We start from the raw sequence: 19,805 nt of genomic DNA on the forward strand, positions 1-19,805 counted from the left end.
GTGGAACCCCGACCGGCAACGTGGCGATCGAGACGGATGGCCCCTGAGCCGGGTGGGCCGATTCTGCCGTCGGAGATCGTAGTACCGAAACCCCCAAGTGGCTGAAAGTACACGCGGTGTTCACTCAGGGGATCCGCCTCCAACCACCCGAAACGTATCGGGTACGTTAAGTCCAGATCGTGACGATTCCCCCGGCGGAGTGAACGCCGGCCGGGAGAACCGGAAGGAGCCCAGTTGGGCGCGCTGGTATTGGCCGAGGGCGACACGTTCGCGCCCCCGGGTGCCGGAGACTTCGACCTGCCGCCGATCTTCCTCGGCGTCACCAAGCCGATGATCCTCGTCGTGCTGTCGGTGATCATCATCGCGGCCTTCTTCCTGCTGACCTCGCGCAAGCTGAAGGTCGTGCCGGGCAAGGCGCAGTTCGCCGCGGAGTACGTCTACGACTTCGCGCGCAACGGGATCGCGCGTGAGCAGATCGGGTCGAAGGACTTCAAGCCGTTCATCCCGCTGGTGCTGACGCTGTTCAGCTTCGTGCTGATCAACAACCTGTTCGGGATCATCCCGATCGTCCAGTTCCCGACGTTCTCGCACATCGGTTTCCCGATCGCGCTGTCGCTGCTGGTGGTCTACCCGGTGTACCACTACGTCGGGTTCAAGCGGCACGGCTTCGTGGGCTACCTCAAGCACGCGACCGTCCCGCCGGGTGCGCCCGGCCCGATCTACATCCTGCTGACGCCGATCGAGTTCCTGCAGAAGTTCGTCCTCAACCCGCTCACGCTGGCGGTCCGGGTGTTCGCCGCGATGTTCGCCGGCCACCTGATCCTGCTGGTGTTCACGCTCGCGGGTGAGTTCCTGCTGCTCCACGCGGGCGGGGTCTTCAAGCCCATCTCGCTGGTCTCGTGGGCGTTCGCCATCCTGATGACCTTCGTGGAAGCGCTGATCCAGGTGATCCAGGCGTATGTGTTCGCCGTTCTCTCGGCGAACTACATCGGCGCCGCGCTCGCCGAAGACCACTAGAAGAAAACGAACCGAAAAGCCCCCGATCCGCGTGGTAGCGGACCGAGTGAAAGGGAAACGCAAGTGAGCAACATCGTTCTTGCCCAGGCCGCCGAGACCGCTGTCAACCTCAACCCGGGTCTCGCCGCCATCGGCTACGGTCTGGGCGCGATCGGCCCGGGCATCGGTGTGGGTCTGATCTGGGCCGCCGTCATCAACGGCACCGCCCGTCAGCCGGAGGCCCAGGGCAAGCTCATGGGTATCGCCTGGACCACCTTCGTGCTTACCGAGGTGCTCGCCCTGATCGGTCTGGTCGTCTACTTCATCGCCTCCGCCGCCTGAGTTAACCGCTCACCGCTGAAGGAGTCGTTGTGGTGAAGACCCAGATCGTGCTGGCTGCGGAAGCGCCGAACCCGGTGCTGCCGCACCTCAGCGAGATCATCCTCGGCCTGGTGGCCTTCCTGATCCTGCTGTGGCTGCTCAAGAAGTTCGCCGTGCCCCGCTTCGAGAAGATGTACGAGGAGCGCACGGCGGCCATCGAGGGTGGCATCGCCAAGGCGGAGAAGGCGCAGGCCGAAGCCGAAGAGGCGCTCGCGAAGTACCAGGCACAGCTCAAGGACGCCTACTCCGAGGCCGCCAAGATCCGCGACGACGCTCGCCTCGAGGCGGAGCGGATCAAGGAGGAGCTGCGGGCCGAGGCCCAGGACGAGGCCGCCCGGATCATCGCCCAGGGCCACGCCGCGCTGCAGGCCCAGAAGGCACAGATCGTCACGGAGCTGCGCAACGAGCTGGGCCGCAACTCGATCGAGCTGGCGAGCCGGATCGTCGGGGAGCACCTCGAGGACGAGGTCCGTCGCCGTGGCACGGTCGACCGGTTCCTCGCCGAGCTCGGCAGCAGCGCCGGTAACGGAGCAGGAAAGTAGCCCAGATGACGCTGACGCTGCACGCCGCGAGCCGCGAAGCGCTCGCCTCCGCCGAGACCCGGCTCGCCGAGGTCACCGGCGAGGCCGGCGCCGACCCGGCCGCTCTCGGCAACGAACTGCTGGCCGTGGTCGACCTGCTCGGCAGGGAGATCGGCCTGCGCCGTGCGGTCGCCGACGCCTCGTCCGACCCGGGCGCCCGCACCCGGCTGGTCCGCTCGGTGCTGGCCGGCAAGGTGTCCGAGCAGACCCTGCGCGTGCTCGACGCCGTGGTCGCGGCACGCTGGTCCAGCCCGCGGGAACTGCTCGACGGGACGGAGTCGCTCGGCCGGCACGCGCTGCTGACCAGTGCGGAAAAGGCCGGGAAGCTGGACGCCGTCGAGGACCAGTTGTTCCGGATCGCCCGTATCGTGGGAAGCAACCCGGAGCTGGAGCAGACGCTGTCCGACCAGACGGCACCCGGTGACGCGAAGCGCAGGCTGCTGCGCGACCTGCTGCAGGGCAAGGTGGACGACATCACCCTGGCCCTGGCCGAGCAGGTCGTCGGCCGGTCGGCGGGTCGCAGCGTCGGGATCAAGCTGGACGAGCTGGTCCAGCTGGCCGCGGAGCGCCGCGAGCGCTCGGTCGCGTACGTCACGAGCGCGAGCGAGCTGTCCGCGGAGCAGCGGGAGCGGCTGGCCGAGCAGCTGCGCCGGATCTACGGGCGGCCGATCGGGCTGCACGTCGAGATCGACGCCCGCCTCGGTGGCGGGCTCGTCGTCCGGGTGGGCGACGAGGTCATCGACGGCAGCACCGCCGGCCGGATCGCCGAGCTGCGCAGGCAGCTGGCCTGACACCACACAAGACTTTGCACACCTGCAGGAACGAGAGAGCGGGAACGACATGGCGGAGCTGACGATCTCCTCGGACGAGATCCGTAGCGCGATCGAGAACTACGTCTCGAGTTACTCACCCGAAGTCAACCGGGAAGAGGTCGGCGTCGTCGTGGACACCGGCGACGGCGTTGCCCACGTCGAGGGTCTGCCCTCGACCATGGCCAACGAGCTGCTGGAGTTCCCCGGCGGCATCCTCGGTGTGGCGCAGAACCTGGAGCCGCGCCGGATCGGTGTCGTCATCCTCGGTAACTACGAGAAGATCGAAGAGGGTCAGGAGGTCAAGCGCACCGGCCAGATCCTCTCGATCCCGGTCGGCGAGGCCTTCCTGGGCCGCGTCATCGACCCGCTCGGCAAGCCGATCGACGGCCTCGGCGACATCGTGGCCGAGGACCGGCGCGCGCTGGAGCTGCAGGCCGCCTCGGTCGTGCAGCGCCAGCCGGTGTCCGAGCCGCTGCAGACCGGCATCACCGCGATCGACGCGATGACCCCGATCGGCCGCGGCCAGCGCCAGCTGATCATCGGTGACCGCAAGACCGGCAAGACCGCGGTCTGCGTCGACACGATCATCAACCAGAAGGCCAACTGGGCGACCGGCGACCCGAACAAGCAGGTCCGCTGCATCTACGTCGCGATCGGCCAGAAGGGCTCCACCATCGCCGGTGTCCGCAAGTCCCTGGAGGACGCGGGCGCGCTGGAGTACACCACCATCGTCGCGGCCCCCGCGTCGGACTCCGCCGGCTTCAAGTGGCTGGCCCCCTACACCGGTTCGGCGCTCGGCCAGCACTGGATGTACCAGGGCAAGCACGTCCTGATCGTGTTCGACGACCTGTCCAAGCAGGCCGACGCCTACCGCGCGCTGTCGCTGCTGCTGCGCCGCCCGCCGGGCCGCGAGGCGTTCCCCGGCGACGTCTTCTACTTGCACTCCCGGCTGCTCGAGCGCTGCGCGAAGCTGTCGGACGAGCTGGGTGGTGGCTCGCTGACCGGTCTGCCGGTCATCGAGACCAAGGCCAACGACATCTCGGCCTACATCCCCACCAACGTCATCTCGATCACCGACGGGCAGTGCTTCTTCCAGTCCGACCTGTTCAACTCGGGTCAGCGCCCCGCGGTCGACGTGACCACCTCGGTTTCCCGGGTCGGTGGTGACGCGCAGATCAAGGCGATGAAGACGGTGTCCGGTTCGCTGCGGATCGACCTGTCCCAGTACCAGGAGCTGCAGGCGTTCGCCGCCTTCGCTTCCGACCTGGACCCGACCTCGCGTGCCCAGCTGGACCGCGGTGCCCGCCTGTACGAGGTGCTCAAGCAGCCCCAGTACTCGCCGATCCCGGTCGAGCAGCAGGTCATCACCGTGTACCTGGGCACCAAGGGTCACTTCGACGACGTGCCGGTGGAGGACGTGGCGCGGTTCAACTCCGAGCTGCTGGAGAACATCCGCCACAAGCACGACGACATCCTCGCCGAGATCCGCGACAAGGGTAAGTGGACCGACGAGCTCGCCGAGCGCGTCGCCGCCGCCACCGCCGAGTTCAAGAAGGGCTTCACCACCTCTTCGGGTGAGCAGCTCGTGAACGAGGCCGAGGCCGAGGCGATGGACGCCGACAAGGTCGGGCAGGAGACCGTCAAGGTCAACAAGCCCGCCCCGACGAAGTGACCGGATAGCTCATGGCGCAACTTCGCGAGCTCCGGGCAAAGATCCGGGCGACGAAATCGATCGGCAAGATCACCAAGGCGATGGAACTGATCGCCACCTCGCGGATCGGCCGTGCCCAGGCACGGGTCGAGGCTTCGCGCCCGTACGCCGAGGAGATCACCAAGGTGCTCTCCGCCCTGGCGAGCGGGGCCGCGAGCCTCGACGACCCGTTCCTCGTCGAGCGGCCCAACCCGAAGCGGGCGGCCGTGCTGGTGGTGACCAGTGACAAGGGCCTGTGCGGTGGTTACAACACCAACGTGCTGCGGGCCACCGAGGAGCTGCTCTCGCTGCTGCGCTCGGAGGGCAAGGAGCCCCAGGTCTACGTCATCGGCGGCAAGGGCCTGAACTACTACCGGTTCCGCAACCGCGAGGTCGTCGACAGCTGGACCGGGTTCTCCGACCAGCCGCACTACGAGAACGCCGCCGCCGCGGGCGAGACGCTGACCAAGGCGTTCCTCGCCGGTGCGGACGACGACGCGAACGGCCCGGGCGAGGACGGCATCCTGGGCGTGGACGAGGTGCACATCGTGTACACCGAGTTCAAGTCGATGCTGACCCAGACCCCGGTCGCCAGGCGGATGGCGCCGCTCGAGGTCGAGTACGTGGAAGACGGCGCGGAGGGCACCGCTCAGTCCGGCGAGATCCTCCCGGCGTACGAGTTCGAGCCCAGCGCGGACCGGCTGCTGTCGGCCCTGCTGCCGAAGTACATCAACACGCGGATCTTTTCGGCTCTGCTCGAGTCGGCCGCTTCCGAGCTGGCCGCCCGGCGCACCGCCATGAAGTCGGCGTCGGACAACGCCAGCGAGCTGGTGGAGACCTACACCCGGCTGGCCAACCAGGCGCGACAGGCCCAGATCACGCAGGAGATCAGCGAAATCGTCGGTGGGGCCGATGCGCTCGCCGCTGTAGGAAGTGATGAGTAGATGACCACCACTGAAACCCGGACCAAGGGCCGGATCGTCTCGGTGACCGGCCCGGTCGTCGACGTGGAGTTCCCGCGCGGCGCCGTGCCCGAGCTGTTCAACGCGCTGAAGGTCGAGGTCGAGTTCGAGCAGCTGCGCAAGACGGTCACCCTCGAGGTCGCGCAGCACCTCGGCGACAACCTCGTTCGCACGATCTCGCTCGCCCCTCAGGACGGTCTCGTCCGCGGCGCCGAGGTGATCAACACCGGCGCGCCGATCTCGGTGCCGGTCGGCGACGAGGTCAAGGGCCACGTCTACAACGCGCTGGGCGACTGCCTCGACCAGCCGGGCTACGGCGCGGACCTGGAGCGCTGGAGCATCCACCGCAAGCCGCCGGCCTTCGACCAGCTCGAGGGCAAGACCCAGATGCTGGAGACCGGCCTCAAGGTCATCGACCTGCTCACCCCGTACGTGCAGGGTGGCAAGATCGGCCTGTTCGGCGGTGCCGGCGTGGGCAAGACGGTGCTGATCAAGGAGATGATCACCCGCGTCGCCAAGAACTTCGGTGGCACCTCGGTGTTCGCCGGCGTCGGCGAGCGCACCCGTGAGGGCACCGACCTGTTCCTGGAGATGAGCGAGGACGGCGTCATCAACGACACCGCGCTCGTCTTCGGCCAGATGGACGAGCCGCCGGGCACCCGTATGCGGGTCGCGCTGTCCGCGCTGACGATGGCGGAGTACTTCCGCGACGTCAAGAACCAGGACGTGCTGCTGTTCATCGACAACATCTTCCGGTTCACCCAGGCCGGTTCCGAGGTCTCGACCCTGCTGGGCCGCATGCCCTCGGCCGTGGGTTACCAGCCGACGCTGGCCGACGAGATGGGTGAGCTGCAGGAGCGGATCACCTCGACCAAGGGCCGTTCGATCACCTCGATGCAGGCGATCTACGTGCCGGCGGACGACTACACCGACCCGGCCCCGGCCACCACGTTCGCCCACCTGGACGCCACCACCGAGCTGTCGCGGTCGGTGTTCCAGAAGGGCATCTTCCCGGCCGTGGACCCGCTGGCCTCCACCTCGACGATCCTCGACCCGGCCATCGTCGGCGAGGACCACTACCGGGTGGCGTCCGAGGTCATCCGGATCCTGCAGAAGTACAAGGAGCTGCAGGACATCATCGCCATCCTCGGTATGGACGAGCTGTCCGAAGAGGACAAGCTGACCGTGCAGCGGGCCCGCCGCATCGAGCGGTTCCTGTCGCAGAACATGCTGGTCGCCGAGACCTTCACCGGCCAGCCGGGCTCGACCGTGCCGCGCGCGGAGACCGTCGAGGCGTTCGACAAGATCACCAAGGGTGAGTTCGACCACTACCCGGAGCAGGCGTTCCTGGGCATCGGTGGCCTCGAGGACCTCGAGAAGAAGTACAAGGAACTCACCGGCAAGTGATGTCGGGACGACGGCGGGGCGGGTGTCCTTTAAGGACTCTCACCCCGCCGTTGTCGTAACCGGTCGCGAACCTATTAGACTGCGCTCATCGGCGCGGGAACGAAGGAGAACCACGTGGCTGAGATGACCGTCGAGCTTGTCGCCGTCGAGCGCCGTCTCTGGTCCGGCCAGGCGACGTTCGTGGTCGCGCAGACCACTGAGGGTGAGATCGGCCTGATGCCGGGTCACGAACCGGTACTCGGTCAGCTCGTCGAGGGTGGGGTCGTCAAGGTGACGACCACGGACGGTGAGACCGTCCGCGCCGCGGTCCACGGTGGCTTCCTGTCCGTGACCGCCGAGCGGGTGAGCGTGCTCGCCGAGACCGCGGAGCTGGCCGACGAGATCGACGTCGAGGCCGCCCGGTCCGCGCTGAGCGCCGAGGACGAGGCGGAGCGCGCCAGAGCGACCGCCCGGCTCCGCGCGGCCGGTCAGTCGGTCTGATCCGGCGACGAGCAGGAGCCGGCCGTGGAAATCACCCTCGTTGTCCTGGTCGTCCTGCTCGGTCTTGCCGTCGTCGCGTTCTGGTACAGCTTCCGCTGGGGGCGGATGCGTCGCCAGGGCGGGGTGAGCGTCGCGTTGCGGTGGGATCCGGACAACGCGCGCGCCGGCTGGCACCTGGGCCTGGGGCGTTACGAGGGTGAGGTGTTCGCCTGGTACCGGGTGTGGAGCCTGCGCACCGGCCCGGACCGGGTGTTCGAACGCGAGACGTTGATGATCGCCGACCGCCGCGATCCGATCGGCACCGAGGCCTACGCGGTGCCCTCGGACGCGACGGTCCTGCGCTGCGAGTCAGCGGTCCAGGAGCCCATCGAGATCGCGATGGGGCCGGACGCGCTGACCGGTTTCCTGTCCTGGCTGGAGTCCGCTCCGCCGGGACGCCAGGTGCCGAGAGCTTCCTGATTCAGCCTGGGGTGAACCGGCGCACCCAGCGGCGTTGCCCCGGCGTTTCGACCGCCCGGGGGTGGTGGTGCTGCCGTGTCCAGGCGACGGCCTCGGCGGGGTCGACGCCGCTCAGAACGGCGAGGCAGGCGATGACCGTGCCGGTCCGCCCGACCCCGCCGGCACAGGCGACCTCGACCGCTTCCCCGGCGCGCGCCCGCTCGTGCAGGGCGCGGATCTCCCGGACGGCGGCGTCCTCGTCGCGGGGCAGCCGGAAGTCCGGCCAGTCCAGCCAGGTGTGCGGCCACCCGAGGCCGGCGTCGTGCTCGCGACGCAGCCGCGCGGAGCCCAGGTAGAGGCCGAATCGGGGCGCGGGGCCGGTGGGCTGGGGGCGGCGCAGGCCGCGCCCGCGGACCCAGGACCCGTCCGGCAGCCGGATGCTTCCCGGCAGCGGTGTGTTGTCGCTCATGGCACGAACCTAGATCGCCGCGCGGGTGGCGGGTATGAGGATGTCCGCATGCTGGCCCGGGGTGAACCGATCAGGCCTCGCCGCCGGGTTTCCACAGCACGTCGCCCTCGGGGTTGGCCAGCCGGGCCAGGATGAAGAGCAGGTCGGACAGCCGGTTGAGGTACTTGACCGCCAGCGTGTTCGTCCGGTCCGGGTCGGCCTCCACCAGCGCCCACCCCGCCCGCTCGGCCGGGCGGCTCACCGTGCGCGCCTGGTGCAGGAACGCCGCGCCCGGGGTGCCGCCCGGCAGGATGAACGACGTCAGCTTCGGCAGGCGCTCGTTGAACGCGTCGCACCAGCCCTCCAGCCGTTCGATGTAGGCCTCGGTGATGCGCAGCGGGGGGAACTCCGGATCGGGCACCACCGGCGAGCACAGGTCCGCCCCGACGTCGAACAGGTCGTTCTGCACGCGGCGCAGCACCACCGCGATCTCCTCGTCGAGACCGCCCATCGCGAGCGCCAGCCCGACCACCGAGTTCGTCTCGTCGACGTCGGCGTAGGCGGCCAGCCGCGGGTCGGTCTTCGGCACGCGCGAGCCGTCCCCGAGCGCGGTCGTGCCGTTGTCGCCGACCCTGGTGTACACGCGGTTGATCCGTACCGGCATACCGAGCACCTTACGACTGCTCGAACAGCCGCATGGCCTCCGGAGCCTCGAAACACACCGCGGAATCGATTCGCGCCCGCAGGTCCCGCACCAGCGCCCGGCCGCCGCGCCAGTCGCCGGGGCGCACGGTGATCGCCCCGCCGTGCGTGCCGAACAGGTGCAGGATCGGCAGCTGCCCGTCGGTGTGCTCGATGCCGACCCCGGCGAGGTCGTCGAAGCGCACGACGGCCGCGGGCGACGGGTTCTGCCCGAAGTACGTGGACAGACCCTCCTCGCCCACCACGAGCCGGTAGCCGCGCGGCGCGGTCGACCCGACCAGCGCCCGCTTCATCTCCCGCCCCGGCGGCGCGGGCAGCGGGCTGCCGGGCAGTTCCGGCAGGGCCCGCGGCACGTGCTGCTCCGGCGCGCACAGCACCAGCCGCCCGGCCAGGTCCCGCGCGGCCGCCGCGACCGCCGCCGGATCGAGCCCGGCCAGCACCCGCTGCTGGTGCTCGGCCGCCGACGGCCACCCGGTCAGCTCGCTCATCGCCGCGTCGAACGCCCGGTAGACGGCGAAGTCCCGCTCGGCGACCTCCTCGGCGAGCCCGGCCCGGTCGACCGCCAGCTCCTCCTCGGTCGGTCCGCCGCGGCCCAGCTCGGCCAGCTCGGTGCGGATCTCGTCGACGACCCGGGCGGCCTGCTTGTCCGGCACGTCGGTGCCGAACCCCAGGACGGCGTGTCGGGCGTCCACCATCTGGTGGTCGAAGGCGATGTCGTAGACCAGGCCCTCGAGGTGCCGCAACCGGTCGGTGAGCCGGTGGATGAGGACCCCGGCCGCGCACGCGGTCTCCGCGGTCCAGTCGACCAGCGCGCAGCCCACCACGCCGTTGGGGATGCTCGTCTGCGCGGGGGTGGGCAGGTCGAACGGCTCGGCGGTCACCGGCTGCCGCGGCGGGCCGTCGGGCAGGGGGAGCGTCAGACCGGCCGGGGGAGGGCCGGACAGCACGAGCGCGGCGTTGCCGCGGTGGAACCAGCGCGCACACCACTCACGCGCCTGCTGCGGACCGGCGTGGACGGCGGCGAGCTGGACGTTGCCGGCCAGGCCGAACGCGCGGTTGCCGAACCACAGCGCGGACGGCAGCCACGCGGTCACGCCGGGACCCTCGTTGCCGCGCTCCTCGGCCAGCAGCACGCCCCGCTCCAGCCGCAGCGGCCCGGTGTCCAGGTCCGCCAGGGACTCGCACACGCGCCGCAGGTGCTCCGCGACGGTCTCCGGGGTGCTGGTGACGTCGAAACTGGTGTGCAGGACCTCGGTCGAGGCGTTGTTCTCGTAGCGGCTCGTGCGCACCCGCCGCATGGCCAGGTGCTCGACGAGGTGCGTGATCCCCGTCTCCAGGAACGACTCGTGGGCGAGGCCGACCCCGAACAGCAGGCTCGCGCTGAGCCGGCCGGGCTGGTCGGTCCAGAAGACCGGCACGCCGTCGATCTCCGCCCGGTGCACCTCGGGCAGGGACGGCGGCGCCGGTGGGGTCAACATTTCGCTCAAGGTTCCCCCAGTCAGTGGGCCATCCGGGCGCCTAATCGCCGTGAGAGGCCACAGTGTTTCACACGATAGTGCGAACTCGGTCGCCCTCTGTTATGTCCCGCCCCTCCGTTCGGGTGCCCGAACCGGAAGGCATGATGACGGCCATGAGCGAGCACTTCGACGTGCACGGTGGTGCGCGGCTGGTGGGCGAGGTCGAGGTCGTCGGAGCCAAGAACAGCGTTCTGAAGCTGATGGCGGCCGCGCTCCTCGCCGAGGGCACCACCACGATCACCAACTGCCCGCAGATCCTGGACGTCCCGCTGATGGCGGACGTGCTGCGCAGCGTCGGGTGCGAGGTGGTCCTGGACGGCGACACCGCGAAGATCACGACCCCGTCCGAGCTGTCCCACCGGGCCGACTCGCCCGCGATGGGCAAGCTGCGCGCGTCCGTGTGCGTGCTCGGGCCGCTGGTCGGGCGGCTCAAGCGGGCCGTCGTCGCGCTGCCGGGCGGGGACGCGATCGGTTCCCGGCCGCTGGACATGCACCAGAACGGGCTGCGCGCGCTCGGCGCGACGAGCACCATCGAGCACGGCTGCGTCGTCGCCAAGGCCGATCACCTCAAGGGCGCGCAGATCTGGCTGGACTTCCCGAGCGTCGGCGCGACCGAGAACATCCTGATGGCCGCGGTCCTGGCCGAGGGCACGACCGTGATCGACAACGCCGCGCGCGAGCCGGAGATCGTCGACATCTGCGTGATGCTGAACCAGATGGGCGCGCAGATCGAGGGCGCCGGCACGTCGACGCTGACCGTGCAGGGCGTGACCGAGCTCCACCCGACCGAGCACCGCGTGATCGGCGACCGGATCGTGGGGGCGACGTGGGCGTTCGCGGCGGCGATGACCCGCGGTGACCTGACGGTCAAGGGCGTCAACCCGCACCACCTGGACCTGGTGCTGGAGAAGCTGCGGATGGCCGGAGCCGAGATCACGACGTTCGACGAGAGCGGTTTCCGGGTGGTGCAGAACGACCGGCCCAAGGCGGTCGACTTCGTGACGCTGCCCTACCCGGGGTTCGCCACGGACCTGCAGCCGTTCGCCGTTGCGCTGTCCGCGGTGTCCGAGGGCACGTCGATGATCACGGAGAACGTGTACGAGGCGCGGTTCCGGTTCATCGAGGAGATGGTCCGCCTGGGCGCCGACGCCCGCACCGACGGCCACCACGCGGTGGTCCGCGGGGTCGAGAAGCTGTCCTCCGCGCCGGTCTGGGCATCCGACATCCGCGCCGGCGCGGGCCTGGTGCTGGCCGGCCTGTGCGCCGACGGGGTCACCGAGATCTGGGACGTGTTCCACATCGACCGCGGATACCCGTACTTCGTGGAGAATCTGAACCGGCTGGGCGCGCGCGTGGAGCGGGTCATCGGCGCGGCGGAGCGCGCCTGACCGCGCCTTTACTTCCAACGGTGTTGGAAGTCAAGTAGCCTCGAACTCAGGAACTCACAGAGGTTGGGGGTCGGATGACGGCGCTGCCCGAGTGGATGGTGCTCCCGCCCGACGGGTTGACGGCGGCAGACTACGAAGCCCTTCCGGAGGAAGTGTGCCGCAGTCTGGAAATCGTCGATGGAGCCATTGTCGTGAATCCGGCCCCCCGCAGGGTGCATCAGCGAATCATCCGCAACCTGTCCTACCTCCTCGCCGAGGCGAGCGGCCCGGGCTATGAGGCCGATTTCGATGTCGATCTGCGGCTCCGCGACGTGCCGCTGCTCAACCGCAGACCGGATCTCGTGGTGTACGACTCGTCGCTGGACGAGGACGCGGTGCTCCGTCCGGAACACTGCCTTCTCGTGGTCGAAGTCATGTCGCCCGGGTCGATGACGGCGGACCGGATCGACAAGCCGGGTGAGTACGCCGACGCGCGAATCCCGCACTTCTGGCGGGTTGAGAACCCGAACGACGACCCGCGGCTGATCCAGCTCTTCCGCTACCGGCTCGACCCCACCACTCGCGTCTACGCCTCCGCGGGTGTGGACACCGGCAAGGTCAGCCTGCACGACCCGTTCCCCGTCACGCTGGACCTCGCCGCGCTGCTCTGACTCACTCCACCGCCAGCCCGACGCCGAAGCCGATCAGCGCGGTGCCGGTGACCGCGTCCATCGTGCGGCGGACGCGGCGCCGGTTCAGCCAGGTCTTCGCCCAGCGCACCAGGAACAACAGCGTCAGCTGCCACACCGTGCCCACCACCAGCACCGTGTAGGCCAGCAGCAGCGCCTCGGCCGCCCCGGTCGTCGCCGGGTCGAGGAACTGCGGCAGCACCGACAGGTAGAAGGCCATCACCTTCGGGTTGGTGATGTTGGACAGGAACCCCTCGCGGAACCGCCGCAGCCCGTTGCCGCGCCGCCGGTCCAGCCCGGCGAGCGCCTCGTAGTTCCCGCGCCACGCGCCGCGCAGCGCCTGGAACCCCAGCCAGCACAGGTAGGCCACGCCGGCCCAGCGCACGGTCTCGAACAGCGGCCGCACCTGCACGATCAGCGTGCCCAGCCCGAGCCCGACCGCCGTCGCCTGCACGAAGTTGCCCAGCGCGATGCCCGAACACGTGAACAACCCGCCGCGTGCGCCGCCGGCCAGGGCGTTCTTCAGCACCACCATCGTGTCCGGCCCCGGCACCACGGCGATCAGCAGGGCGAACACCAGGTAACTCGCGTACAGGCTCCACGTCACACCCGACAGGCTAACCCGGGCGTCATCATGGGGTCAGGCCGATTTCGCACCCAGTGACGTGCGTCCTTGCGGGGCTGCGCGCGAAGTTACCGGCGAGTACGCTCTGTGTGTCGTTCATCTGGAGGTGCACCGATGCCCTACCCCACGGATCGCGAGCGGGACCGCCCCTGGGTCATGCGCACCTACGCGGGGCATTCGTCGGCGGCGGCCTCCAACGAGCTGTACCGCCGCAACCTCGCCAAGGGCCAGACCGGCCTCTCGGTGGCCTTCGACCTGCCCACCCAGACCGGCTACGACCCCGACCACCCGCTGGCCAAGGGCGAGGTCGGCAAGGTCGGCGTGCCCGTCTCCCACATCGGTGACATGCGCCGCCTGTTCACCGGCATCCCGCTGGCCGAGGCCAACACCTCGATGACGATCAACGCGCCGGCCATGTGGCTGCTCGCGCTCTACGTGACCGTCGCCCGGGAACAGGCCGACGCCGAGGGCCGCGACCGCGACGAGGTGCTCGCCAAGCTCACCGGCACCACCCAGAACGACATCATCAAGGAGTACCTCTCCCGCGGGACCTACATCTTCCCGCCCGCGCCGAGCCTGCGCCTGATCACCGACGTGATCGCCTGGACGGTGCACCACATCCCGAAGTGGAACCCGATCAACATCTGCAGCTACCACCTGCAGGAGGCCGGCGCGACGCCGACGCAGGAGGTCGCCTACGCGTTGTCCACCGCGATCGCCGTGCTGGACGCCGTCCGCGACTCCGGCCAGGTCGAGCAGGCCGACATGGCCAAGGTCGTCGGCCGGATCTCGTTCTTCGTCAACGCCGGCGTGCGGTTCGTCGAAGAGATGTGCAAGATGCGCGCGTTCGCCCGGCTCTGGGACGAGATCACGCGCGAGCGCTACGGCGTCGAGGACCCGAAGGCGCGCCGCCTGCGCTACGGCGTCCAGGTCAACTCGCTCGGCCTGACCGAGGCCCAGCCGGAGAACAACGTCCAGCGGATCGTGCTGGAGATGCTCGGCGTCGCGCTGTCGCGGGACGCCCGGGCCCGCGCGATCCAGCTGCCGGCCTGGAACGAGGCGCTCGGTCTGCCGCGGCCGTGGGACCAGCAGTGGGCGCTGCGCATGCAGCAGGTGCTGGCCTACGAGACCGATCTGCTGGAGTACGAGGACATCTTCGCCGGGTCGCACGTGATCGAGTCCAAAGTGGAGGAGATCGTGTCCGGCGCCCGCGCGGAGATCGAGCAGGTGGCCGATCTCGGCGGTGCGGTGGCCGCGGTGGAAAGCGGGTACATGAAGTCGCAGCTGGTCGCCTCGCTCGCCGAATACCGGCGCGAGGTCGAGGCCGGCGAGCGGATCATCGTCGGCGTCAACAGGTTCGAGACCACCGAGCCGAGCCCGCTGCAGGCCGAGGGCGCCAAGGCGATCGAGACCGTCGACCCGGCGGTGGAGAAGCAGGCAGTCACCGCGCTGGCGGAGTGGCGCCGGCAGCGCGACCAGACGGCGGTCGACGAGGCGCTGGCACGGCTGCGCGAGGTCGCGAAGACCTCGGAGAACCTGTTCGACGCCACGCTGGCGTGCGCGGCGGCCGGGGTGACCACCGGGGAGTGGGCCGGCGCGCTGCGCGAGGTGTTCGGCGAGTACCGGGCGCCGACCGGGGTGTCCGCGGCGGCCATGTCGGGGGACGCGGCCGAGCTGTCCCGCGTGCGCGACCGGGTGCGCTCGACCGGCGAGGAACTGGGCGAGAAGCTGCGGATCCTGGTCGGCAAGCCGGGCCTGGACGGGCACTCCAACGGCGCCGAGCAGGTCGCCGTGCGGGCTCGCGACGTCGGGTTCGAGGTCATTTACCAGGGCATCCGCCTCACGCCCGAGCAGATCGTGGCGGCCGCGGTGCAGGAGGGCGTGCACGTCGTCGGCCTGTCGGTGCTCTCCGGCTCGCACCTCGAGGTCGTGCCGCAGGTGGTCGACGGGCTCCGTGCGGCCGGTGCCGGGGACATCCCGGTGATCGTCGGCGGCATCATCCCGCCCGAGGACGCGCGGCTGCTCGTCGAGCGCGGCATCGCGCGCGTCTTCACGCCGAAGGACTACGAGCTGACCGGGATCATGGACGAGATCGTTTCGGTGGTGCGGGAACGTCACGGATTGCCCCAGGGCTGAGCCAGTTCTGTCACGTTCCGTGCGCATTGTCCACACGCAACGTTGATCTCTTTCCGATAACAGCGAGTGGCGATCTCGTTGCATCTTTTGACCCCATCGGACGCACCGCCTACGTTCGGTGAACCGGCTGAACCGAATAAGGGGTGCGACGAAGATGACGCACGGTCAGTGGACGCGACGGGACTTCTTCCGGCGATCGGCGGTCGTGGGCGCCGCGGCGGTGGCGGGGCCGACCCTGTTGGCGGCCTGCCAGAGCACCGAGAGCGGGAACACCCTCGACGCGGCGAGAAGTTCCAAGACGATCCGGATCGGCATCGCCAACGAGGCGCCCTACGGATTCGCCGACGCCTCGGGCAACACGACCGGTGAAGCGCCGGAGGTGGCGCGCGCGGTGTGCAAGGGGCTCGGGATCGACACCGTGCAGGCCAGCGTGGTGCCGTTCGACCAGTTGATTCCCGCGCTGAACGCGAAGCAGTTCGACATCGTCGCCGCGGGCATGAACATCACGCCGGTGCGCTGCAACGCGGCGCTGTTCTCCGATCCGGACTACTCGGCGCTGACCGCGTTGCTGGTCCCCAGCGGGAACCCGCAGGGCATCAACACCCTCGCCGACGTCGCCGCCAAGAAGGTCAAGGTCGCGGTGCTCTCCGCCGCGGTGGAGAAGGGTTTCGCCACCGCCGCCGGGGTGGCCGAGGACCAGATCGAAACCCTGGACACGCAGGACAACATGCTGCGCGCGGTGACCGCCGGGCGCGTGTACTGCGCCGCGCTCACCGACATCTCGCTGAAGTGGCTGGTGAAGCAGAACCCGAACTCCGGGGTCGAGGTCACGTCCGGCTTCCAGCCGACGGAGAACGGCCAGCCGGTGCAGACCGCGGGCGGTTTCGTGTTCCGCAAGGAGGACACGTCCCTGCGCGACGCCTTCAACCAGCAGCTGAAGACGTTGCACGACAACGGGGAATGGCTGCGGATCGCGTCGCCGTTCGGGTTCGACCAGAGCAACCTGCCCACAGCCGACCTGACCACCGACAAACTCTGCGCGGCCTGACGCTCGAGCCCGGGGACGCGTCGTGTCCGACTCGACATCCAACATCATCTCGACCATCCTCAGTGGACTCGGCGCGACGGTGGCCGCGGCCGCCGGCGGCATCGCGCTGACGATCGTGCTGGCGTTCGTCGCCGGGCTCGCGATGCTGTCGCGCTCCCGTGCGGTGCGGTTCGTCAGCCGGGTCTACGTCGAGGGCTTCCGCGGCACGTCGGAGGTCGTGCAGCTGTTCTGGCTGTACTTCGTGCTCCCGGCGATGGTCGGGTTCAAACTGGTCCCGTTGTTCGCCGGCATCATCGTGCTCGGGCTCAACCACGGCGCCTACGGTGCCGAAATCGTGCGCGGCGCGGTGCAGTCGGTGCCGCGGGCGCAGCGCGAGGGCGCGGTGGCGTTGTCGTTCAGCCCGGCGCAGCGGATGTTCCGGGTGATCCTGCCGCAGGCGGTGGTGGAGATGCTGCCACCGTTCAACAACCTCTTCATCCAGCTGATGAAGAGCACGGCGCTGCTGTACTTCATCTCGGCCGGCGAGATCACCGAAAAGGGCGAGCTGCTGCGGCCGCTCTACGGCAGCCAGCTGGTGCTGATCTACGGCGTCGAGCTGTTGTGCTACCTGGCGATCGCGGTGGTCATCACCACGGTCATGCGCCTGCTGGAACGGGTGCTCGCCAAGCGGCTCGGGCGTGAGCCACCGTCCCGGGAGAAGGCGTTCGCCAAGGCGGGGGTGATCACCTGATGGACTGGGACTGGGACTACTTCTGGGACTCCGTTCCGGTACTGCTGGAGGGGTTGCTGGTCACCGTCGAGCTGACGGTGCTCGGCTCGCTCGTCGCCTACCTGCTGGGTCTGGTGTTCGCCCTGGTGCGGCGGGCGCGGATCCCGGTGCTGAGCCAGGCGATGTACCTGTTCATCGAGCTGGTGCGCAGCACGCCGCTGCTGATCCAGGTGTTCATCGTCTTCTACCTGCTGTGGCCGGCACTGGACATCCGGCCGTCGGCGTTCCTCACCGGCGTGATCGCGCTGGGCATCCACTACGCGACCTACACCTCCGAGGTGTACCGCGCGGGCATCGACGCCGTCCCGAAAGGACAGTGGGAGGCCGCGACGGCGCTGAGCATCCCCCGTACGCGCGTGTGGACCGGGATCGTCCTGCCGCAGGCGGTGCCGCGGGTGCTGCCCGCGCTCGGCAACTACATGATCTCGATGTTCAAGGAAACACCGCTGCTGATCAGCATAGGTATTTTCGAGGTGCTGAACCAGGCGAAGGAGCAGGGCGCGGAGACCTTCCGGGTGATCGAGCCCTACACCCTGGCCGGCATCCTTTTCCTGCTGGTCAGTTACCCGTCGTCGATCCTGGTGCGAAGGTTGGAACGCCGTGTCGGACAGCTCTGAGATGATCCGGTTCGAGGGGGTCGTGAAGAAGTTCGGCGACCACGTGGTGTTGCGGGAGCTGGACTTCTCGGTCCGGCCGGGCGAGTTCGTGACCCTGATCGGGCCCAGCGGTTCGGGCAAGACCACGATCCTGCGGTTGCTGATGACGCTGGAGCAGGTGAACGAGGGACGGATCTTCGTCGGCGGCGAGTGCCTCTCGCACGTGGAGAAGAACGGGAAGTTCGTGCCGGCGGGCGAGAAGCACCAGCGGCGCATGCGCAGGCGGATCGGGATGGTGTTCCAGCAGTTCAACCTGTTCCCGAACATGAAGGTGCTGCAGAACGTCACCGAGGCGCCGATCCGGGCGCTGGGGCTGTCCCGCCAGGAGGCCGAGCAGCGCGGCCGGGAGCTGCTGGAGATGGTCGGGCTGAGCGAGAAGGCCGACGCCCACCCGTCCCAGCTGTCCGGCGGGCAGCAGCAGCGCGTGGCGATCGCGCGGGCGCTCGCGATGCGGCCGGAGGTGCTGCTGCTGGACGAGGTCACCTCCGCGCTGGACCCGGAACTGGTGGCCGGTGTGCTGAAGGTGCTCAAGGACATCGCGTCGACCACGGACATCACGTTCCTCTGCGTGACGCACGAGATGCAGTTCGCGCGGGACGTCTCGGACCGGGTCCTGATGTTCGACCACGGGCAGATCATCGAGGACGCGCCGCCGGAGAAGCTGTTCACGAACCCGGACCACGAACGAACGCGGGAGTTCCTGCAGGCCGTGCTCGACCGGGGCTGACCCCGCGGAACGCCGTCGAGCGCGCGACGAGCGCGGCCGCCTGGACCAGCGTCGCGGACGCGATCCAGTCGACGAGCGCCGGCGAGTAGTACGCGACCTGTTCGAACGTCAGGTCCCGCCCGCCGCCGACGACCGCACCCAGCAGGCCCGGCAGAGTCACGAGCACCACGACCGTCACCAGTCCCGGCGCCAGCTGGAGAACCACGCGCCACCACGGCCGCCCCGCCATCCGCGTCGCCCAGTGGCGAGCGCGTGCCACACCCCGGATTCCGAGCGCCAGAACGGCGAGTGTCAGCACACCCAGCACCAGGTCGATGACCAGCCGCAGGGTGGTCGTGGTCGTGGCGCGCATCCCGGCAGGCCCGAACACGTGCCGTCGCGGGTGTTCGTCGAACGGCTTCCCGGAGGCCGGCGTGCCCTGCCGTGCCCGCCTCCACCTGCTGCATCACCGCCAGCGCGAGGTGGACGATCCGGTGGATGTCCCGGCGAGCAGGACCCGAACGGCAGCGCACCACCCCGACCCTCGTCAGGGGGAGCACAACACGGCCGCCAAGAGGTAGCGTCGGAGTATGGCCGAGTACGAGCACATCCTGGTCAAGCGCGACGACGAGACGGTGACGATCACGATGAACCGCGCCGCGCGCCGCAACTCACTCTCCGAAGCCCACCTGGCCCAGCTGCTGGCGGCGTTCGAGGAGGCGGCGGCGACCGACGCGACGGGCATCGTGCTGGCGGGGGCTGGCCCGGTGTTCTCGGCGGGCCACGACTTCGGCGACGTGGCCGCGCGGGACCTGGACGGGGTGCGGCGCCTGCTCACCCTGTGCACGCGGCTGATGCGGACGATGGAGTCGGTGCCGCAGGTGGTGATCGCGCGGGTGCAGGGGCTGGCCACGGCGGCGGGGTGCCAGCTGGTGGCGTCGTGTGACCTGGCGGTCGCGGCCGAGTCGGCGGGCTTCGCGCTGCCCGGCGGCAAGGGCGGCTGGTTCTGCCACACGCCGGCGGTGCCGGTCGCGCGGTCGATCGGGCGCAAGCGGCTGATGGAGCTGGCGCTGACCGGAGACGTCATCGACGCGGCGACGGCGCTGGAGTGGGGCCTGGTGAACCGGGTGGTGCCGGACGCGGACCTGGACACCGCGGTGGCCGAGCTGCTGGGCCGGGCCACGCGCGGCAGCCGGGCCAGCAAGGCGCTCGGGAAGCAGACCCTGTACACCCAGCTGGACCGCCCGGAGGCCGACGCGTACGCGATCGCGGTCGAGGTGATGGCGGCGGCGTCGCAGACGCCCGCGGCGCGGGAGGGGATGGCGTCGTTCCTGGAGAAGCGGAAGCCGGAGTGGCCCGCCTGAGCCGTGGTTTTCGCTGCGCCGTTCGGGTGAA

General features: G+C 69.5%; 22 protein-coding genes. 17 read left to right on the forward strand and 5 right to left on the reverse strand.

Features of this window, described 5'->3' with window-relative positions:
- The first annotated feature begins 234 nt into the window (after window positions 1-234).
- The 9 genes from atpB (at window position 235) to D0D28_RS24425 (ending at window position 7,768) form a co-directional block, all read left to right on the forward strand.
- Window positions 235-1,017 carry a F0F1 ATP synthase subunit A gene (gene atpB / locus D0D28_RS24385; protein WP_205413346.1) on the forward strand — a complete coding sequence of 261 codons (783 nt, stop codon included), beginning with the start codon at window positions 235-237 and terminating at the stop codon, window positions 1,015-1,017.
- 63 nt (window positions 1,018-1,080) lie between these two features.
- A complete protein-coding gene (locus tag D0D28_RS24390) occupies window positions 1,081-1,338 on the forward strand; it encodes a F0F1 ATP synthase subunit C (protein WP_020417788.1) in 258 nt (85 codons plus the stop codon).
- Between the two features lie 29 nt (window positions 1,339-1,367).
- Entirely contained in the window at window positions 1,368-1,919 is a 552-nt protein-coding gene (locus D0D28_RS24395) for a F0F1 ATP synthase subunit B (RefSeq protein ID WP_094006583.1), read from the forward strand.
- An 11-nt stretch (window positions 1,920-1,930) separates the two neighbouring features.
- Window positions 1,931-2,749: a F0F1 ATP synthase subunit delta gene (locus D0D28_RS24400; protein WP_167481472.1), complete on the forward strand. Its 819-nt coding sequence runs from the start codon at window positions 1,931-1,933 to the stop codon at window positions 2,747-2,749.
- Between the two features lie 49 nt (window positions 2,750-2,798).
- Complete coding sequence (gene atpA / locus D0D28_RS24405; RefSeq protein WP_094006581.1) at window positions 2,799-4,442, forward strand: F0F1 ATP synthase subunit alpha; 1,644 nt, start codon at window positions 2,799-2,801, stop codon at window positions 4,440-4,442.
- 11 nt (window positions 4,443-4,453) lie between these two features.
- A complete protein-coding gene (locus D0D28_RS24410; RefSeq protein WP_094006580.1) occupies window positions 4,454-5,404 on the forward strand; it encodes a F0F1 ATP synthase subunit gamma in 951 nt (316 codons plus the stop codon).
- A complete protein-coding gene (gene atpD, locus D0D28_RS24415) occupies window positions 5,405-6,829 on the forward strand; it encodes a F0F1 ATP synthase subunit beta (RefSeq protein ID WP_094006579.1) in 1,425 nt (474 codons plus the stop codon).
- A 114-nt stretch (window positions 6,830-6,943) separates the two neighbouring features.
- Window positions 6,944-7,309: a F0F1 ATP synthase subunit epsilon gene (locus D0D28_RS24420; protein WP_094006578.1), complete on the forward strand. Its 366-nt coding sequence runs from the start codon at window positions 6,944-6,946 to the stop codon at window positions 7,307-7,309.
- 24 nt (window positions 7,310-7,333) lie between these two features.
- On the forward strand, window positions 7,334-7,768 hold the full coding sequence (locus D0D28_RS24425; RefSeq protein ID WP_094006577.1) for a DUF2550 domain-containing protein: 435 nt from the start codon (window positions 7,334-7,336) through the stop codon (window positions 7,766-7,768).
- 1 nt (window position 7,769) lies between these two features.
- Here the strand turns inward: D0D28_RS24425 and D0D28_RS24430 are convergent, their stop codons facing one another.
- The 3 genes from D0D28_RS24430 to D0D28_RS24440 all read right to left on the reverse strand — a co-directional run bounded on the left by D0D28_RS24430 (window position 7,770) and on the right by D0D28_RS24440 (window position 10,375).
- The gene (locus tag D0D28_RS24430) at window positions 7,770-8,216 is read right to left on the reverse strand and encodes a protein-tyrosine phosphatase family protein (protein WP_116112701.1); all 447 of its coding nucleotides are present in this window, start codon (window positions 8,214-8,216) and stop codon (window positions 7,770-7,772) included.
- A gap of 70 nt (window positions 8,217-8,286) precedes the next feature.
- Window positions 8,287-8,859 carry a cob(I)yrinic acid a,c-diamide adenosyltransferase gene (locus tag D0D28_RS24435; RefSeq protein ID WP_116112704.1) on the reverse strand — a complete coding sequence of 191 codons (573 nt, stop codon included), beginning with the start codon at window positions 8,857-8,859 and terminating at the stop codon, window positions 8,287-8,289.
- A 10-nt stretch (window positions 8,860-8,869) separates the two neighbouring features.
- Complete coding sequence (locus D0D28_RS24440) at window positions 8,870-10,375, reverse strand: M16 family metallopeptidase (protein ID WP_116112706.1); 1,506 nt, start codon at window positions 10,373-10,375, stop codon at window positions 8,870-8,872.
- Between the two features lie 152 nt (window positions 10,376-10,527).
- On the opposite strand from D0D28_RS24440, the gene murA reads away from it, so the two are divergent.
- Together murA and D0D28_RS24450 are read left to right on the forward strand one after the other, a co-directional pair.
- Window positions 10,528-11,802 (forward strand): UDP-N-acetylglucosamine 1-carboxyvinyltransferase, encoded by a 1,275-nt coding sequence (gene murA / locus D0D28_RS24445; RefSeq protein ID WP_094006637.1) that lies wholly within the window; start codon window positions 10,528-10,530, stop codon window positions 11,800-11,802.
- Window positions 11,803-11,876: 74 nt separating this feature from the next.
- The gene (locus D0D28_RS24450) at window positions 11,877-12,452 is read left to right on the forward strand and encodes a Uma2 family endonuclease (RefSeq protein ID WP_094006573.1); all 576 of its coding nucleotides are present in this window, start codon (window positions 11,877-11,879) and stop codon (window positions 12,450-12,452) included.
- 1 nt (window position 12,453) lies between these two features.
- Here the strand turns inward: D0D28_RS24450 and D0D28_RS24455 are convergent, their stop codons facing one another.
- Window positions 12,454-13,077 carry a LysE family translocator gene (locus D0D28_RS24455; RefSeq protein ID WP_167481468.1) on the reverse strand — a complete coding sequence of 208 codons (624 nt, stop codon included), beginning with the start codon at window positions 13,075-13,077 and terminating at the stop codon, window positions 12,454-12,456.
- Between the two features lie 132 nt (window positions 13,078-13,209).
- On the opposite strand from D0D28_RS24455, the gene D0D28_RS24460 reads away from it, so the two are divergent.
- The 5 genes from D0D28_RS24460 to ehuA all read left to right on the forward strand — a co-directional run bounded on the left by D0D28_RS24460 (window position 13,210) and on the right by ehuA (window position 18,431).
- Window positions 13,210-15,231 carry a protein meaA gene (locus D0D28_RS24460; RefSeq protein WP_094006571.1) on the forward strand — a complete coding sequence of 674 codons (2,022 nt, stop codon included), beginning with the start codon at window positions 13,210-13,212 and terminating at the stop codon, window positions 15,229-15,231.
- Between the two features lie 154 nt (window positions 15,232-15,385).
- Window positions 15,386-16,279, forward strand: coding sequence for an ectoine/hydroxyectoine ABC transporter substrate-binding protein EhuB (gene ehuB, locus D0D28_RS24465; protein WP_116112709.1), 894 nt, complete (start codon window positions 15,386-15,388; stop codon window positions 16,277-16,279).
- Window positions 16,280-16,301: 22 nt separating this feature from the next.
- Window positions 16,302-17,009, forward strand: coding sequence for an ectoine/hydroxyectoine ABC transporter permease subunit EhuC (ehuC, locus tag D0D28_RS24470; protein ID WP_094006569.1), 708 nt, complete (start codon window positions 16,302-16,304; stop codon window positions 17,007-17,009).
- Window positions 17,009-17,665, forward strand: a complete 657-nt coding sequence (gene ehuD / locus D0D28_RS24475) for an ectoine/hydroxyectoine ABC transporter permease subunit EhuD (protein ID WP_094006568.1) — start codon at window positions 17,009-17,011, stop codon at window positions 17,663-17,665. Before ehuC ends, ehuD begins: the two co-directional genes overlap by 1 nt.
- Window position 17,666: 1 nt before the next feature.
- Complete coding sequence (gene ehuA / locus D0D28_RS24480; RefSeq protein WP_094006567.1) at window positions 17,667-18,431, forward strand: ectoine/hydroxyectoine ABC transporter ATP-binding protein EhuA; 765 nt, start codon at window positions 17,667-17,669, stop codon at window positions 18,429-18,431.
- Here the strand turns inward: ehuA and D0D28_RS24485 are convergent.
- Window positions 18,370-18,783, reverse strand: coding sequence for a hypothetical protein (locus D0D28_RS24485; protein WP_116112712.1), 414 nt, complete (start codon window positions 18,781-18,783; stop codon window positions 18,370-18,372). The two genes, ehuA and D0D28_RS24485, sit on opposite strands and share 62 nt — an antisense overlap.
- 217 nt (window positions 18,784-19,000) lie before the next feature.
- On the opposite strand from D0D28_RS24485, the gene D0D28_RS24490 reads away from it, so the two are divergent.
- Window positions 19,001-19,774 carry an enoyl-CoA hydratase-related protein gene (locus tag D0D28_RS24490; RefSeq protein WP_116112715.1) on the forward strand — a complete coding sequence of 258 codons (774 nt, stop codon included), beginning with the start codon at window positions 19,001-19,003 and terminating at the stop codon, window positions 19,772-19,774.
- Window positions 19,775-19,805: the final 31 nt, after the last annotated feature.

This window comes from Amycolatopsis ruanii, assembly GCF_003385175.1.
Lineage (GTDB): Bacteria > Actinomycetota > Actinomycetes > Mycobacteriales > Pseudonocardiaceae > Amycolatopsis_E > Amycolatopsis_E thermalba.

What these genes read in the sequence shown, in the direction of transcription:
- atpA (WP_094006581.1), top strand. Translation starts at nt 2,799, where the DNA reads ATGGCGGAGCTGACGATCTCCTCGGACGAGATCCGTAGCGCGATCGAG.
- D0D28_RS24410 (WP_094006580.1), top strand. Translation starts at nt 4,454, where the DNA reads ATGGCGCAACTTCGCGAGCTCCGGGCAAAGATCCGGGCGACGAAATCG.
- atpD (WP_094006579.1), top strand. Translation starts at nt 5,405, where the DNA reads ATGACCACCACTGAAACCCGGACCAAGGGCCGGATCGTCTCGGTGACC.
- D0D28_RS24430 (WP_116112701.1), bottom strand. Translation starts at nt 8,216, where the DNA reads ATGAGCGACAACACACCGCTGCCGGGAAGCATCCGGCTGCCGGACGGG.
- D0D28_RS24435 (WP_116112704.1), bottom strand. Translation starts at nt 8,859, where the DNA reads ATGCCGGTACGGATCAACCGCGTGTACACCAGGGTCGGCGACAACGGC.
- D0D28_RS24440 (WP_116112706.1), bottom strand. Translation starts at nt 10,375, where the DNA reads ATGTTGACCCCACCGGCGCCGCCGTCCCTGCCCGAGGTGCACCGGGCG.
- murA (WP_094006637.1), top strand. Translation starts at nt 10,528, where the DNA reads ATGAGCGAGCACTTCGACGTGCACGGTGGTGCGCGGCTGGTGGGCGAG.
- D0D28_RS24450 (WP_094006573.1), top strand. Translation starts at nt 11,877, where the DNA reads ATGACGGCGCTGCCCGAGTGGATGGTGCTCCCGCCCGACGGGTTGACG.
- D0D28_RS24460 (WP_094006571.1), top strand. Translation starts at nt 13,210, where the DNA reads ATGCCCTACCCCACGGATCGCGAGCGGGACCGCCCCTGGGTCATGCGC.
- ehuB (WP_116112709.1), top strand. Translation starts at nt 15,386, where the DNA reads ATGACGCACGGTCAGTGGACGCGACGGGACTTCTTCCGGCGATCGGCG.
- ehuD (WP_094006568.1), top strand. Translation starts at nt 17,009, where the DNA reads ATGGACTGGGACTGGGACTACTTCTGGGACTCCGTTCCGGTACTGCTG.
- ehuA (WP_094006567.1), top strand. Translation starts at nt 17,667, where the DNA reads ATGATCCGGTTCGAGGGGGTCGTGAAGAAGTTCGGCGACCACGTGGTG.
- D0D28_RS24485 (WP_116112712.1), bottom strand. Translation starts at nt 18,783, where the DNA reads ATGCGCGCCACGACCACGACCACCCTGCGGCTGGTCATCGACCTGGTG.
- D0D28_RS24490 (WP_116112715.1), top strand. Translation starts at nt 19,001, where the DNA reads ATGGCCGAGTACGAGCACATCCTGGTCAAGCGCGACGACGAGACGGTG.